Raw genomic sequence first — 14052 nt, 5'->3', positions numbered from 1 at the left:
AAAAATGGCCCTTAAAGACCAGCTAATGGACGACTTAAAGCAGTCCATGAAAGACAAGGACAATCTTAAGAAATCTGTAATTACGCTTATAAGGTCAGCAATAAAGCAGTACGAGGTGGATAACAGAGTTGAGGCTGATGACGATAAGGTCATTGACACAATATCCAAGCAGCTGAAACAAAGAAGAGATTCCCTTGTTGAATTTGAAAAAGCTCAGAGGGAAGATCTTGTAGATCAGACTAAAAAAGAAATAGATGTTTTGGTATCTTATCTCCCGGAACAAATGAGCGCAGAAGAAGTAAAAAGCATAGTTGTGCAGACTATAAGCGAAACAGGAGCCTCATCGGTGAAAGACATGGGAAGGCTTATGGCCGCCTTGATGCCCAAGCTGAAGGGCAAAGCTGATGGAAAGCTCATAAACGAAATAGCAAAAGAATTATTACAATAGATGCAAGAGGCAAACTTAGTTTTGCCTCTTTGTTTTATTTCCAGAATAAGTTTAATTTCTGAAAATGAGGGTAATTCTATAAATGTAGCCGTCGGTATGGCTGTAAATAAACACAATTAATAACTAGTCGATGAAGAAAAGAGGGTGGGGATGAAAAGATTATTTTTATGCAGCATTGCTTTTCTTGTTGCAATTTTGGTGGCGCTTCCGAGCGCTTTCACCGGATTTGCGCAGGAAAAAGAGAAAGTATATGTTATCAATGTAAAAAGCGAAATAACTCCCGGACTTTTCAGCTACATAAAGAGCTCCTTGAGCAAGGCGGAGGAGGAGGGAGCGTCACTTGTGCTGTTTGATATCGATACATATGGCGGCAGGATCGATTCTGCAGTAAACATAAGTGATGTCATACTCGAAAGCGATATTAAGACTGTTGCGTACATAAACAAAAGGGCAATTTCAGCAGGAGTGCTTGTGAGCATATCATGCGACAATATTTACATGGCGCCAGGTGCCACGATTGGCTCGGCCGAGACAATACCGGCTACTGAAAAGAATATATCCTACTGGAAAAAACAGCTCAAGACTGTCGCCGAGGAGAAGGGAAGGGACACTGAGCTTGTGATGGCAATGGCGGACAAGGACATTGAAATCGAAGGAGTGGTTGAAAAGGGCAAGCTGCTCAATCTGACTACGGAAGAGGCACTCAAGCTTGGCTTTATAGACGGCAAGGCTTCATCAAGGGGAGAGGTCTACAGGAGCCTGGGCATAGAGAGCTTCAGCGAAAATGTAGTTGAATCAACGCCCATTGAAGACTTCATAAATATTATAAGCTCTTCATATGTTGCGCCACTCCTGCTTGCACTTGGTTTCATAGGGCTTGTCGTTGAAATCATTACGCCCGGATTTGGAATCGGAGGGCTGCTTAGCATAATAGGCTTTTCTCTCTTTTTCATGGGCTCAATAATGGGGGGAAATGCACACTTGCTTTCAGTTGTTTTGTTTATTGCAGGAATAGCCATGCTCATAGCGGAAGCTGCTGCGCCGGGTTTTGGAGTTTTCGGAGTGCTTGGCATCGCAGGTATGGTGCTCAGCATAGTCATGGCTTCCAGCTCGCTGACACTTGCACTTGTCTATATGCTCATAGCGCTAGTGCTGACTGTTGTGGTAGTTGTGTTAATATTTAAAAAACTGCCAAAGCGAAAGCTGGCAAAGACACTGCTGCTTGATACAAACCTTAGCAAGGAGTCGGGATTCATTCCTGCAAAGGAAATGCTTGAATATATCGACAGAGAAGGACGAGCAGTTTCATTCCTGAGGCCTTCAGGCAAAATCGAGATAGACAACAATATACTAGATGCTGTCTCTGATGGCGAATTCATACAGAAGGATGAATTGGTTAAAGTAATACGGGTCGAAGGAAGCAAAATAATAGTCAGAAAAAAGGGGGAAGAATAAATGGCATACTTAGGTTCAATACTATTAGTTGGAATAATCCTCATATTTTTGTCGCTGTTTTTCAGCTTCATACCTGTAGGACTGTGGATTACGGCCTTGTTTTCAGGTGTAAAGGTTTCGATACTCACACTCGTGGGCATGAGATTCAGGCGCGTAGCCCCATCGAGAATAGTAGGTCCTATGATAAAGGCTACAAAAGCTGGGCTTGATCTTAGCATAGACAAGCTTGAGGCACACTATTTGGCAGGAGGGGATGTGGACTCCGTTGTAAATGCTCTGATTGCAGCGCAAAGGGCTAACATAGAGCTTGGCTTTGAGCAAGCGGCCGCAATAGATCTGGCAGGAAGAGATGTGCTTCAGGCTGTGCAGGTGAGCGTAAATCCAAAGGTAATAGAGACACCAAAGATTGCGGCAGTTGCAAAAAATGGAATAGAGGTAATAGCGCGCGCCAGAGTGACTGTAAGGGCTAACATAGGCAGACTCGTTGGAGGAGCCGGGGAAGAAACTATAATTGCACGTGTAGGTGAGGGCATAGTAACAACTGTAGGCTCTGCCGAGACTCACAAGATGGTGCTTGAAAATCCGGACAGGATATCAAGGACAGTGCTTGAAAAGGGTCTTGACGCTGGTACGGCATTTGAAATTCTCTCCATAGACATAGCCGATGTGGATGTTGGAAGAAACATAGGAGCTCAGCTTCAGACTGATCAGGCAGAGGCTGACAAGAAGATAGCTCAGGCTAAGGCGGAAGAAAGAAGGGCCATGGCCATAGCCAAGGAGCAGGAAATGAAGGCTATGGTCGAAGAGATGAGAGCGAAGGTTGTGGAAGCCGAGGCGCAGGTGCCTCTTGCCATAGCTGAAGCTTTCAGAAGCGGCAATCTCGGTGTTATGGACTACTACAACATGAAGAATGTAATGGCCGACACGATCATGAGGGAGTCGATTTCAGGAACAGCCGGAAGCAGAACAGATAAGCCTGAAGACAAGAAGTAAAAGGGCGTGATGACTTGGATGGTATTTTATGGATAATTTTCCTGATAATCATTAACAACATTTTGGGAAAAAAGAAAAAGGCCAGCATGCAACAAAAGCCCAAGGCCCAGCAGCTCCGCAAGGTAAAGCCTGCGGGCAAAGGGATTGAAGATTACTTCAAGGATATAGCCCAGAAGGTCCAGGAGCAGTATCAGCTTGAAAAGCAAGCACGCACAGAGGGAGTGTCCGTTGAAGTTATTGAGCCTCCTAAAATGGCAAAGTCTGCCCCAAAAAAGCAGCCAGTAAGGCCTGCTGCGACGGCAATATCTGACGAGTACGACGAAAGTCACCCTATATACGGCAGTTCCCAGATTTCATCAGGGATCACGCTCTTTGAACAAAGGGAAGACTTAGTCAGGGGCATAATATATTCGGAAATACTCTCAAAACCTATTAGTATGAGGAAAAAAAATTAAGCTGCCGTAAGGCAGCTTTTTACATCTTCTGTATTCACAGTGATTTAAACCAGATATCGTACTCGCGTTCGAAACCCGACTGGGAGTCGGAGGCATGCACGAGGTTTTGGGTGATTGAAGAGGCGAAGTCGCCGCGTATGCTTCCAAGCTCGGCGCTCATAAAGTTTGTGGAGCCGTTTATCTTCCTGACAAGGCTTATGGCGCTTTCGCCGCAGAGCACAAGCGCAATCACCGGGCCGCTGCTCATGTATTCGACAAGCTCGCAGAAGAAGTCCTTATCAACATGCTCTATGTAGTGAGCGCACAGCATTTCGGCTGTAGGCTGCACAAGCTGCATTTCGCTGATATGGAGCATGTGGGCTTCGTAGCGCCTTATTATTTCACCAACAAGGCCGCGGCTCACGCCGTCGGGTTTGATTAGAACGAGTGTCTTTTCCATAATAACATCTCCTTTACAAAGGCTATAATACATGTCTACCCAGAATCCGATTTGAAAAATAATAAATTGGAAATATACGATTTTTAAAAAATATATATGTTATAATATTTATGGAAATTTTTTAACTACAAGGAGGAAAATTTTTGGTAGAGCAAAAAAAGCTGGAAATCAGCGACGAAAATTTTCAGAGAGAGCTGTTTGGTGAATTTGACCAGAACATAAAGCTTATAGAGGATGCGCTCAGCATACACATAGTCCTCAGGGAAGGCAATGCTGTGATAATAGGGGAAGAAGAGGCTATAATCAAGGCAGAAAAGCTTATTGATGACCTTTCCAGGCTTGTAAAGAAGGGCGAGTCCCTTAATCAGCAGAATGTGGCCTATTCGCTCGAGATGATAAAGCAGGGCTACGGCGATGAAAAGCGTTCGTCTGAGCTTCTTGAAGATACAATAGTAATAGGAGCCAAGGGCAATCCTATAAAGCCAAAGACATTCGGGCAGAAGGAATATATAAAAAGCATCGAAAACAACGACATAACTTTCGGTATTGGGCCGGCAGGTACGGGGAAGACATATTTGGCAGTAGCAATGGCTGTAAGAGCTTTCAAAACGGAGCAGATAAACAGAATAATACTTACAAGGCCTGCGGTTGAGGCGGGGGAAAGCCTGGGTTTTCTTCCGGGAGATCTCAAGGAGAAAATAGATCCATATCTTAAGCCTCTTTATGATGCGTTTTTTGAAATATTCGGGGCGGACAGGTTCAATAAATATATGGAAAAGGGAATGATAGAGGTGGCTCCGCTTGCCTTCATGAGGGGCAGGACGCTTGACAACGCTTTCATAATACTCGATGAAGCTCAAAATACCACGAAAGAGCAGATGAAGATGTTCTTGACAAGGCTGGGGTTTGGCTCAAAGGCCGTTGTGACGGGAGACATAACGCAGACTGACTTGCCTTCATCCAAAAAGACAGGCCTTGTACATGCCCAGCAGGTGCTTTCAGACGTAAAGGGAATAGGTTTTTCAATCCTTACGGAAAAGGATGTAGTAAGGCATGAACTTGTACAAAGGATAATAAAGGCCTATGAAAAATTCGAAATAGCTGAGGAACGAAAGGCCTTAAAAAAATAGAAAACCGGAAATAGAAAATCAAGTTTTATGGAGGTCCAATCTTGAATATTGAGATTACAAATGCCCAGGATAAGGTGAAATTTGAAGAAGACCTCAAGGGCAAGATAAGGTCTGTTGTTGAGGAATCTTTAAAACATGAGGGCTGGGGAACGCATTATGAAGTCAGCATACTTTTTGTTGACAATGAAGAGATAAAAAGATTAAACAGCGAATTCAGGGGGATTGACAGGCCGACGGATGTGCTCTCTTTTCCGCTTATAGGCAAGGACGAAAAAGATGAGTTCCTGGAGGACAACCTTCTGGGGGACATAGTAATATCGCTTGAAAGGGCTCTTGAGCAGAGCAGAGAATATGGCCACAGTTTCGAACGTGAGATTGCATTTCTTGTGTGCCACAGCATGTTCCACCTGATGGGCTATGATCATGACAATGATGAAAGAGCTAAGGAGATGCGGGGAAAAGAGGAGATGGTTCTTTCTTCGCTGGGAATAGTGAGGGAGATGAATGAAAAATAAAAGCATTTCAAGCAGCTTTGACAATGCGATAAAGGGCATAATAGTGGCCTTAAGGAGCGAGAGGAATCTCAGGCTACATATTTTCGCGGCTGCTATTGCGGTAATGCTCAGCATATTGCTTGGCTTGTCTAAACTTGAAATTGCTGCAGTCCTTTTTTCAATATCACTTGTGATATCTCTTGAACTGGTAAACACGGCGATTGAAAAAGCCGTGGATCTTTTTACGAGCGAATACAGTGAAATGGCTGGATTTGTAAAGGATGTATCGGCCGCAGCTGTAATGGTGGCTGCAATAAATGCAGCAGCGATAGGCTACCTTGTTTTTTTTGACAAGCTGCTGGCGCTTCCGCTTACAGGACTTGACAGTATTATTGAAATCGATATCAATATTTTGATTATAGCGCTTGCAATCAATATTGCCCTGGTAATAGGGCTGAAGCTGTTTTTCAAAAGAGGCAGTTATATCAAGGGGGGATTTCCAAGCGGGCATTCAGCAGTTGCATTTTCTGTTGCAACTGCAATAGCAATGTCCGAGGAAAAGCTCCTTGCATCTGCGTTGGCCTTTGTATTAGCCCTTATAGTTTCAGAAAGCAGGGTGCATTCAAACATACACACCAGGATGGAGGCTGTCGCAGGCGCTGCCATAGGGATACTTATCACAGTCATATTGTTCAAACTTCTAAGATAGTGCAAGCTACTCGCATAAAGACTGCTTGAAAGAGGTGTAATATGGATTATCAGACACTTTTGAAGCTTGCCCAGGAGGCAAAATATAGAGCTTATGCTCCATATTCCGGATTTAGGGTAGGAGCTGCGCTGCTTACCAGCAGCGGAAAAGTTTACTTGGGCTGCAACGTGGAATGCGCAAGCTATGCAGCCACAAGCTGCGCTGAAAGAACTGCCATAGTCAAAGCGGTATCCGAGGGTGAGCTTTGCTTCAAGGCAATAGCAATAGCTTCTGATTCAAAAACCTGCACTTTCCCGTGCGGAATATGCAGGCAGGTAATAGTCGAGTTCGGTGAGGACATAGACATAATAGTAGGAACAGGCGAGGTGGACTTGGAGGTTTTCAAGATAAGCGAGCTTTTGCCAAAGGCATTTACAAAAATTAATATAGAGTAGCTTATGGAGGAGATATAGTGAGTTTTAAATCAGGATTTGTTAGTGTTATAGGAAGGCCCAATGTTGGGAAGTCTACTACAATAAACGCGGTGGTGGGGGAAAAGGTTGCTATAATAAGCGACAAGCCTCAGACGACAAGAAACAGGATACAAGCAGTTTATTCAGACAGCGAGAGCCAGGTTGTCTTTATAGACACCCCGGGAATGCACAAGCCAAAAAACAAGCTGGGTGAGTTCATGATGAAAGCTGCAAGCCAGACGCTAGGCGAGGTTGATCTGGTGGTGCTCATGGTTGACAGTTCGCTTTACACGGGCGCAGGGGATTCGATGATAATCGAAAGCCTCAAAGCTGTAAAGACTCCAAAGGTGCTTGTTATAAACAAGATTGATGAGATATCAAAAGAGGAGCTCATAGAGCTTGTGAAGCGTTATGACAAGGTTGGGATTTTCGACGAGATAATACCGATATCGGCGCTAAAGCACAACAACTTGAAGAAGCTCATAGATGTAATAAAAAGATATATGCCGCAGGGACCGAAATATTTCCCTGATGACATGGTTACGGACCAGCCTGAAAGAGTGCTTATATCAGAGATTATAAGGGAAAAAATACTCAACTACACTGAAAAGGAAGTGCCCCACGGGATAGCTGTCGACATAGAGCAGATAAAATCAAGGGCGGGAAAAGATCTTGTAGATATTTCTGCGGTCATATACTGCGAGAGGGACTCACACAAGGGCATAATAATAGGTAAAAACGGAAGAAAGCTAAAAGGCATAGGAAAGGCAGCAAGGGAAGAAATAGAATTGCTCCTTGGCTCAAAGGTCAATCTGCAGCTGTGGGTTAAGGTAAAGGAAAACTGGAGAGACAGGGACAATGCCATAAGAAGCCTGGGCTTTAGGCAGGACTAAAGAGGCGGAATAAAAGGAGGGGAGTGCATGGAAGACAAGGAGCTGTTCGAGGAAAAGCTTGTCGAAATTGAAGCGCTCATAGACAGTGAGAAAATCGTAGACCTGAACGAGTACATTGAAGAAATGCACCCCGCTGACATAGCTGAAATGATGGTGGAACTCCCTGAAGAAAAAATGCACAAGGTTTTTCAGGTTATTTCATGGGAGCTTGCCGCAAAGGTACTTGACGAGCTCGATTCAGACATGTTTTCAAAGATACTTTCGCTGTTAACAAGTGAGCACAAAAAAAAGCTGCTGGAGCTTATGTCGCTTGACAACATGGTCGACATATTAGCTGAGCTTTCTGAGGAAAAAAGGTTGGAGCTCATAAACCTTCTGGATGCAGAGGATGCTGAAGACATAAGGGAACTGCTTGTATACGATGAAGATACAGCCGGCGGCATAATGACCACCGAATTTGTATCTCTCAGAAAAGACATAACTATATACAACGCCATAGAGCACCTGAGAGAGCATGCTCCCGATGCGGAGACCATATATTACGTGTATGTTGTAGACAAAAACAACAGGCTCTCAGGCGTAATATCGCTAAGAGAGCTCATAGTTGCAAGGCCGAATGCTCTGGTTGAGGATATAATGAGCGAAAGCATCATATATGTAAACATAAACGACGACCAGGAAGAGGTAGCAAGAGTAGTTAAAAAGTATGACCTGCTCGCAATACCTGTTACCGACACAAACGGCAGGCTTCGAGGCATAATAACATTTGACGACATAATGGACGTCCTAGAGGAAGAGGCAACAGAGGACATATACAAGTTCGCGGGAACAATGGAGGCCGAAGCGGAGCTATACGAAGAGGACAAAATCAGTATAAGGATATTCTCGTCGGTCAAGGCAAGGCTGCCATGGCTCATAGTGACACTCTTTGGAGGGATCATGTCGGCAACAATCCTCAGCCGCTACGAAGACACACTAAACAGCTATGCGGCAGTAGCGTTTTTCATGCCATTGCTTACAGGCATGGGAGGTAATGTGGGCACACAGTCATCAACACTGACTGTCAGGGGGCTTGCCACCGGCAATGTTGATGCCGGCAAAAGCCTAAGGACCATATTCCAGGAGATGAGCGTGGGAGTGTGCGTAGGGACGATATGCAGTCTCCTGGTGTGCGCTGTGGCTTTTTTCTGGATGAATAACATAAGACTGGGTATAGTGGTAGGCATTTCCATGGCGGCAAACATGATAACTGCTGCTACAATAGGAACTGTGGTGCCAATACTGTTTAAAAAGTGGGGAATAGACCCGGCTGTGGCATCTGCGCCATTCATATCAACAGCGCTCGACATTACAGGCATAACAATATATTTCACACTTACAACGCTTATTCTTTTGCAAGCGTAGCAATGACCCTACACGGGTCTTTGTGTTTTTTTGAGTTTTATACCTGCACAAAAGTGGGTATAAAAAAATATAAGGCGGTAATAACATGTTTATAGAAACTGATGCAGTGGTATTAAAAAACATAAGATATTCAGACTCAGACAGCATACTAATACTTTTCACAAAAAAGCTGGGGAAGGTGTCGGCAATAGCAAAAGGCTCGAGAAGGAGCAACAGCAAGCTGCTTGCGTGTTCACAGCCGTTTACATACGGAAGCTATATGCTCTATAAGTCATCCTCAATGTTTAATATAAGCCAGTGCGATGTCAAGGATACCTTCTTTGATATATCGAAGGACTTGAAAACCCTCTCGTATGCTTCGTATGTGCTCAACCTGACGAAAAACGTGGTGGTCGAGAACCAGACGAACAACCGGCTTTTTGCGCTGCTGCTAAAGACGCTCTACTGCTATGCGTACAAGGAGTATGATTTCGAGTATGTAACGAGACTATTTGAGCTTAAATACCTGGACTACATCGGCTACAGGCCCGAGGTCACAAAATGTGTAAGCTGCGGCAGCAAGGACGGGATAGGCAACTTGATTCAGCCTGAAAATGGAAGCTGCATATGCAGCGATTGTGCCAGCGAGGGCCAGCCTCACATGCGCATAGATCCGACAACACTTGAACTGATGAGATACATCACAGGAAGCGAGTTTAACATCTGCGTCAAGGCCAAGGTGTCGCCATTCATAGTCGGACAGTTAAAAAAGGTTTTGAGACTTTGCCTCAGAGCAAATGTAGATGGCTATGAAGAGCAGACAACCTATTGAAAATAAAACAAATTGTTTGATGAGGGGGCAGTGAATATGGATAACGAAATAACTCTTGAAAAGATTGACAGGATTGTGGAAAGAACAGGGGCAAGCTACGAGGAGGCCAGAAATGCACTATCGAGTGCAGAGGGCGACGTTATAGAAGCCATAATAGCGCTTGAAAAGAAGGGCAGCAAGGGCAAGTTTGAGGATATGAACGCTAAAATAAGTGAAAAGAGCGGCGAGGCCATAGACAAGCTCAAGGAAGTTCTTGAAAAGGGGAATGTCACAAGAGTCATACTGGAAAAGGATGGAGATGTACTTTTGAATCTTCCGGTGACAATAGGCGCCCTGGGGCTAATATTGGCTCCAATAGCGGCAATGATAGGGGTTTCAGCAGCAGTATTTGCCAAGTACAAGATAAAGATAGTAAAAGACGACGGCGAAGTGGTCGACCTTAACGACATGACTGAAGAAAAAATATGTGAGATGAAGGAAAAAATGAACTTAGGCAAGAAGTCTGAAGAGTGCTCCGAAGAAGAAAAAGCCGAGGAAGAAAAAAAAGAAGAGTCTGAAAAAGACAAGGAATAGACAAAAATAAAACCTTCTGGAGACAGGAGGTTTTATTTTTGTCAAATTGTTGCCTATAGATTATTTACATTTTATGATAATAGATTTATAATATACACTATATAAATAGTATATCACATTGCAAAGAGGTGATTAAAATACAATTGACAGACAGGCAGTTGAAGATTATAGAAATTGTCAAGCAAAGCGGCCCTATTACTAGTGAGCAGATAGCGACACTGCTAAGTGTCACTAGGGCGACGTTGCGTCCAGACCTTGCGATACTTACAATGTCAGGCATACTGGATGCAAGGCCCAAGGTGGGATATTTCTATGTGGGCATAGATGAAAACAACCTTATAGCCAAGAAGCTAAGGTCCAAAAAAGTGGAGGATCTTATGAGTCTCCCTGTGGTTGTCGGCGAGGAGGCCACGGTGTACGATACGATAGTGACAATATTCCTAGAGGATACAGGAAGCGTATTTGTCACAGATGGGGGATTCCTGACAGGAGTAGTTTCAAGAAAGGACCTGCTCAAAAATGCTATAGGCGGAATTGACATAAACAAGATTCCCGTGGGTATAATAATGACCAGGAGGCCCAACATAGTAATGGCTTTTCCTGATGAGAACATATCAGACGTGGCTCGAAAAATAATAGAGCACGAGGTCGATTCAGTCCCTGTAGTTGAGCATGTCAAGAGAGAGGACGGAAAAGAAGGCTACAAGATTTTGGGGAAAATTTCAAAGATAAATATAGCTAGATTTTTCGTTGAGCTAGCAGGAGAATAAATATGGAGGACGCAATATGAATCATTTGGTTATATACGTAATATCGGATTCTCTGGGAGAAACGGCTGAGCAGGTTGCAAGAGCATCAATAAGCCAGTTCACCACCACCGATTATGAGATAAAAAGATATTCATATGTGCTTGACGAAGAAAATCTTGGAGATATTCTAAATCTTGCAAAGGAAGAAAATTCAGTAATACTCTATACGCTTGTAAACCTTAAATTCGTTGAGCAGCTTGTAAATTTCTGCAGCAGGGAGAATATACCTAACGTGGATTTGCTCAGCGATCTAATAAACAGTATAGCCTTAAGGACAAACCTGGTCCCTAAAAGGGAACCGGGAATAATAAGAAAGCTCGATGAGAAGTATTTCAGAAGAGTGGAGGCAATCGAATTTGCCGTAAAATATGACGACGGCAAGGATCCCAGGGGATTCGAAAAGGCTGACATAGTGCTAATAGGCATATCAAGGACATCCAAAACGCCGCTGAGCATGTATCTGGCAAACAAGAACATAAAGGTTGCAAATATTCCGCTAGTACCTGAGGCTGAGCCTCCAAGGGAGCTTTACGATATAAGTCCGAGGAAAATAGTCGGGCTTACGAATTCGCCACAAAAACTCAACCAGATAAGGACTGAAAGGCTCAAGGCGCTGGGGCTTGCAAGCAACGCCAACTATGCATCATACCAGAGGATACTCGAAGAGATAAGCTATGCCGAGACAATTATGAGAAGAATCGGATGTCCTATTATAAATGTTGCCAACAAGGCCATAGAGGAGACTGCGGGCATAATCCTCGACATAATGAAGGCGAATGGAATAAAGATATACAAGGACTAAAATACAAAAGTAAATAAAACTGCAGCGCGGCATGAGTCTGGTTGAATTTCCGGCTCATGCCATTTTTATTGTTTTGAATTCGTGCATAACAATGTCTGTAATTATTATTTTTTTAGAAGGCGAACTTCTGGGTAATTAATAAAGTAGTAAATACTATGACTACCAGGGGTGATTATGTGAACAGCATCGATGTGAAAACTATAAATACGATAAGGTTCTTGTCAGTAGACGCGGTGGATAGGGCTAATTCTGGCCATCCGGGTCTGCCTATGGGAGCTGCCTCCATGGCATATGTTTTATGGAAGGATTTCTTGAAAATATCATCTAAAAATCCAGAATGGATCGACAGAGATAGGTTTGTGCTTTCGGCCGGGCATGGCTCGATGCTCCTGTATTCACTGATGCATCTTTTTGGCTTTGGAATAGGAATTGATGATATAAAGAATTTCAGGCAACTGGACAGCATAACGCCCGGACATCCGGAATACGGCCATACGCCAGGCGTAGAAACTACTACAGGTCCGCTGGGACAAGGCTTTTCAAATGCTGTAGGCATGGCCATAGCAGAAAGAAAGCTGGCAGCTGAGTTCAACACTTCCGAGCACAAGATTATCGACCATTTCACGTATATTCTTGCGGGTGACGGCGATTTAATGGAGGGCATATCTGCGGAAGCGGCTTCGCTTGCAGGGCATCTCGGGCTGGGCAAGATAGTGTGCCTATACGACAACAACCACATAACAATAGACGGCAGCACAAAAAATACATTTACAGAGGACGTGGAGTTGCGGTTCAAATCTTACGGCTGGCAAGTCCTGAAGGTGGAGGACGGCAACGACCTGACTTGCCTCCAGGAAGCAATAGGGGACGCAAGAGCTGAAACAAACAGGCCATCACTCATTATGGTAACAAATGTAATAGGTTATGGAAGCCCAAACAAGGCAGGCAAGGCGGAAGTGCACGGCTCGCCCTTGGGCAAGGACGAGACGAGGCTTACCAAAATCAGCATGGGCTGGGATGAGCAAAGCGAGTTTCTGGTGCCCGAGGAAGTATATGAATACATGAATAAAATAGCCGAGCAGAAAAGCAGCGTCAAGAAAGCCTGGGACGGACTGCTTGGAAATTACAAGGCTGCATATCCGGGAAAACATAAAAAGCTGATCGAGTGGTTTAAAAGCGAACATTCGCTTGAATGGCTGATGTCTGACGAGCGGATAACCAAGGAGTACGCCAGCGAGGCTACAAGAATACTCGGAGGGGATGTTCTGAACATTGCAAGGGAGCAGATGGGCAATTTGATTGGAGGCTCTGCGGATCTGAATTCTTCCACAAAGACATTTATTAAAGGCTCGGGAATATTCGAAAGGGAATGCCCTGAGGGAGACAATATATATTATGGAGTCAGGGAGCATGCCATGGCAGGCATCACAAACGGTATAACGCTCCACGGGGGCTACAGGGCGTTTTGTTCGACATTTCTGGTTTTTTCGGACTATATGAAGCCGTCTATAAGGCTTGCAGCGCTTATGAAAATACCTTCGATTTTTGTGTTTACGCACGACAGCATAGGAGTCGGCGAGGACGGCCCTACTCACCAGCCGATAGAGCATGTTATGAACCTAAGGTCCATACCCAACCTCAGCGTGTATAGGCCGATGAACATGATGGAGACGGCGGCTGCCTGGAAAAAGGCGCTAGAAAGGTGTGACGGGCCGAGCGCAATAATCCTTACAAGGCAAAAGTTAAGGGACATAAGGCCATGTGGCGGCGACATGGATAAAGGCGCATATATTGCAATCAAAGAGGATAAAGACATTCCGGATGCAATACTAATGGGAAGCGGCTCCGAGGTGCAACTGCTGGAAGAGGCAAGGGACCTCCTTTTGGAAGACGGTATAGACTGCAGGGCGGTGAGCTTCCTATGCTTTGAGGATTTCGAAGCTCAAAGCGAGGAATACAAAACAGAGGTGCTTCCAAACGCTGTAAAGGCTCGCGTTTCCCTCGAGGCTGGCATTACTCAGGGGTGGGAAAGGCATACAGGCGACTGCGGAGTGGCAATCGGAATAGACTGCTTTGGAGCCTCAGCTCCCGGAGAGCTCCTGATGGAGAAATATGGAATGACAGCGTTGAATGTTGTTAATGCAGTCAAGGAATCATTAAAAAGGACCCTTTAAAGGGTCCTTTT

Annotated in this window: 16 protein-coding genes; 15 read left to right on the top strand and 1 reads right to left on the bottom strand. The window is 44.5% G+C overall.

The features are described from left to right. Positions 1–4 precede the first annotated feature (4 nt). The 4 genes from EAL2_RS07150 (at position 5) to EAL2_RS07135 (ending at position 3351) form a co-directional block, all read left to right on the top strand. Positions 5–448: a GatB/YqeY domain-containing protein gene (locus EAL2_RS07150; RefSeq protein WP_025435714.1), complete on the top strand. Its 444-nt coding sequence runs from the start codon at positions 5–7 to the stop codon at positions 446–448. A gap of 150 nt (positions 449–598) precedes the next feature. Next, a complete protein-coding gene (locus EAL2_RS07145; protein WP_025435713.1) occupies positions 599–1903 on the top strand; it encodes an NfeD family protein in 1305 nt (434 codons plus the stop codon). Then, on the top strand, positions 1904–2896 hold the full coding sequence (gene floA, locus EAL2_RS07140; protein ID WP_025435712.1) for a flotillin-like protein FloA: 993 nt from the start codon (positions 1904–1906) through the stop codon (positions 2894–2896). Between the two features lie 62 nt (positions 2897–2958). Then, the gene (locus tag EAL2_RS07135) at positions 2959–3351 is read left to right on the top strand and encodes a hypothetical protein (protein ID WP_158408904.1); all 393 of its coding nucleotides are present in this window, start codon (positions 2959–2961) and stop codon (positions 3349–3351) included. A gap of 34 nt (positions 3352–3385) precedes the next feature. Here the strand turns inward: EAL2_RS07135 and ndk are convergent, their stop codons facing one another. Further along, positions 3386–3790 (bottom strand): nucleoside-diphosphate kinase, encoded by a 405-nt coding sequence (ndk, locus tag EAL2_RS07130; protein WP_025435710.1) that lies wholly within the window; start codon positions 3788–3790, stop codon positions 3386–3388. A gap of 143 nt (positions 3791–3933) precedes the next feature. On the opposite strand from ndk, the gene EAL2_RS07125 reads away from it, so the two are divergent. The 11 genes from EAL2_RS07125 to tkt all read left to right on the top strand — a co-directional run bounded on the left by EAL2_RS07125 (position 3934) and on the right by tkt (position 14041). Continuing rightward, the gene (locus EAL2_RS07125) at positions 3934–4920 is read left to right on the top strand and encodes a PhoH family protein (RefSeq protein WP_025435709.1); all 987 of its coding nucleotides are present in this window, start codon (positions 3934–3936) and stop codon (positions 4918–4920) included. Between the two features lie 41 nt (positions 4921–4961). Next, positions 4962–5435, top strand: a complete 474-nt coding sequence (gene ybeY / locus EAL2_RS07120; protein WP_025435708.1) for an rRNA maturation RNase YbeY — start codon at positions 4962–4964, stop codon at positions 5433–5435. Then, positions 5425–6123 (top strand): diacylglycerol kinase, encoded by a 699-nt coding sequence (locus tag EAL2_RS07115; protein ID WP_025435707.1) that lies wholly within the window; start codon positions 5425–5427, stop codon positions 6121–6123. Before ybeY ends, EAL2_RS07115 begins: the two co-directional genes overlap by 11 nt. Positions 6124–6164: 41 nt before the next feature. Further along, positions 6165–6557, top strand: a complete 393-nt coding sequence (gene cdd, locus EAL2_RS07110) for a cytidine deaminase (RefSeq protein WP_025435706.1) — start codon at positions 6165–6167, stop codon at positions 6555–6557. 17 nt (positions 6558–6574) lie between these two features. Next, the gene (era, locus tag EAL2_RS07105) at positions 6575–7468 is read left to right on the top strand and encodes a GTPase Era (protein ID WP_025435705.1); all 894 of its coding nucleotides are present in this window, start codon (positions 6575–6577) and stop codon (positions 7466–7468) included. Between the two features lie 27 nt (positions 7469–7495). Beyond that, entirely contained in the window at positions 7496–8872 is a 1377-nt protein-coding gene (gene mgtE, locus EAL2_RS07100) for a magnesium transporter (RefSeq protein WP_025435704.1), read from the top strand. 85 nt (positions 8873–8957) lie between these two features. Continuing rightward, on the top strand, positions 8958–9683 hold the full coding sequence (gene recO, locus EAL2_RS07095) for a DNA repair protein RecO (RefSeq protein ID WP_025435703.1): 726 nt from the start codon (positions 8958–8960) through the stop codon (positions 9681–9683). A 36-nt stretch (positions 9684–9719) separates the two neighbouring features. Further along, entirely contained in the window at positions 9720–10256 is a 537-nt protein-coding gene (locus EAL2_RS07090) for a DUF4342 domain-containing protein (protein WP_025435702.1), read from the top strand. A gap of 128 nt (positions 10257–10384) precedes the next feature. Then, complete coding sequence (locus tag EAL2_RS07085) at positions 10385–11026, top strand: helix-turn-helix transcriptional regulator (protein ID WP_025435701.1); 642 nt, start codon at positions 10385–10387, stop codon at positions 11024–11026. A gap of 16 nt (positions 11027–11042) precedes the next feature. Next, a complete protein-coding gene (locus tag EAL2_RS07080; protein ID WP_025435700.1) occupies positions 11043–11867 on the top strand; it encodes a pyruvate, water dikinase regulatory protein in 825 nt (274 codons plus the stop codon). A 155-nt stretch (positions 11868–12022) separates the two neighbouring features. Then, entirely contained in the window at positions 12023–14041 is a 2019-nt protein-coding gene (tkt, locus tag EAL2_RS07075) for a transketolase (protein WP_084481012.1), read from the top strand. The last annotated feature ends 11 nt before the right edge of the window (positions 14042–14052 follow it).

The sequence above is a fragment of the Peptoclostridium acidaminophilum DSM 3953 genome (genome assembly GCF_000597865.1).
GTDB classification, from domain to species: Bacteria; Bacillota; Clostridia; order Peptostreptococcales; family Peptostreptococcaceae; genus Peptoclostridium_A; species Peptoclostridium_A acidaminophilum.
The sequence above is the reverse complement of the archived record's forward strand: the minus strand, read 5'-3'. Positions and strand labels throughout refer to the sequence as shown.

Excerpts from the sequence above, each read along its gene's own strand:
- cdd (WP_025435706.1), top strand. The coding sequence starts at position 6,165 with ATGGATTATCAGACACTTTTGAAGCTTGCCCAGGAGGCAAAATATAGA.
- EAL2_RS07145 (WP_025435713.1), top strand. The coding sequence starts at position 599 with ATGAAAAGATTATTTTTATGCAGCATTGCTTTTCTTGTTGCAATTTTG.
- recO (WP_025435703.1), top strand. The coding sequence starts at position 8,958 with ATGTTTATAGAAACTGATGCAGTGGTATTAAAAAACATAAGATATTCA.
- tkt (WP_084481012.1), top strand. The coding sequence starts at position 12,023 with ATGACTACCAGGGGTGATTATGTGAACAGCATCGATGTGAAAACTATA.
- ndk (WP_025435710.1), bottom strand. The coding sequence starts at position 3,790 with ATGGAAAAGACACTCGTTCTAATCAAACCCGACGGCGTGAGCCGCGGC.
- EAL2_RS07090 (WP_025435702.1), top strand. The coding sequence starts at position 9,720 with ATGGATAACGAAATAACTCTTGAAAAGATTGACAGGATTGTGGAAAGA.
- floA (WP_025435712.1), top strand. The coding sequence starts at position 1,904 with ATGGCATACTTAGGTTCAATACTATTAGTTGGAATAATCCTCATATTT.
- EAL2_RS07150 (WP_025435714.1), top strand. The coding sequence starts at position 5 with ATGGCCCTTAAAGACCAGCTAATGGACGACTTAAAGCAGTCCATGAAA.
- EAL2_RS07115 (WP_025435707.1), top strand. The coding sequence starts at position 5,425 with ATGAAAAATAAAAGCATTTCAAGCAGCTTTGACAATGCGATAAAGGGC.
- EAL2_RS07080 (WP_025435700.1), top strand. The coding sequence starts at position 11,043 with ATGAATCATTTGGTTATATACGTAATATCGGATTCTCTGGGAGAAACG.
- mgtE (WP_025435704.1), top strand. The coding sequence starts at position 7,496 with ATGGAAGACAAGGAGCTGTTCGAGGAAAAGCTTGTCGAAATTGAAGCG.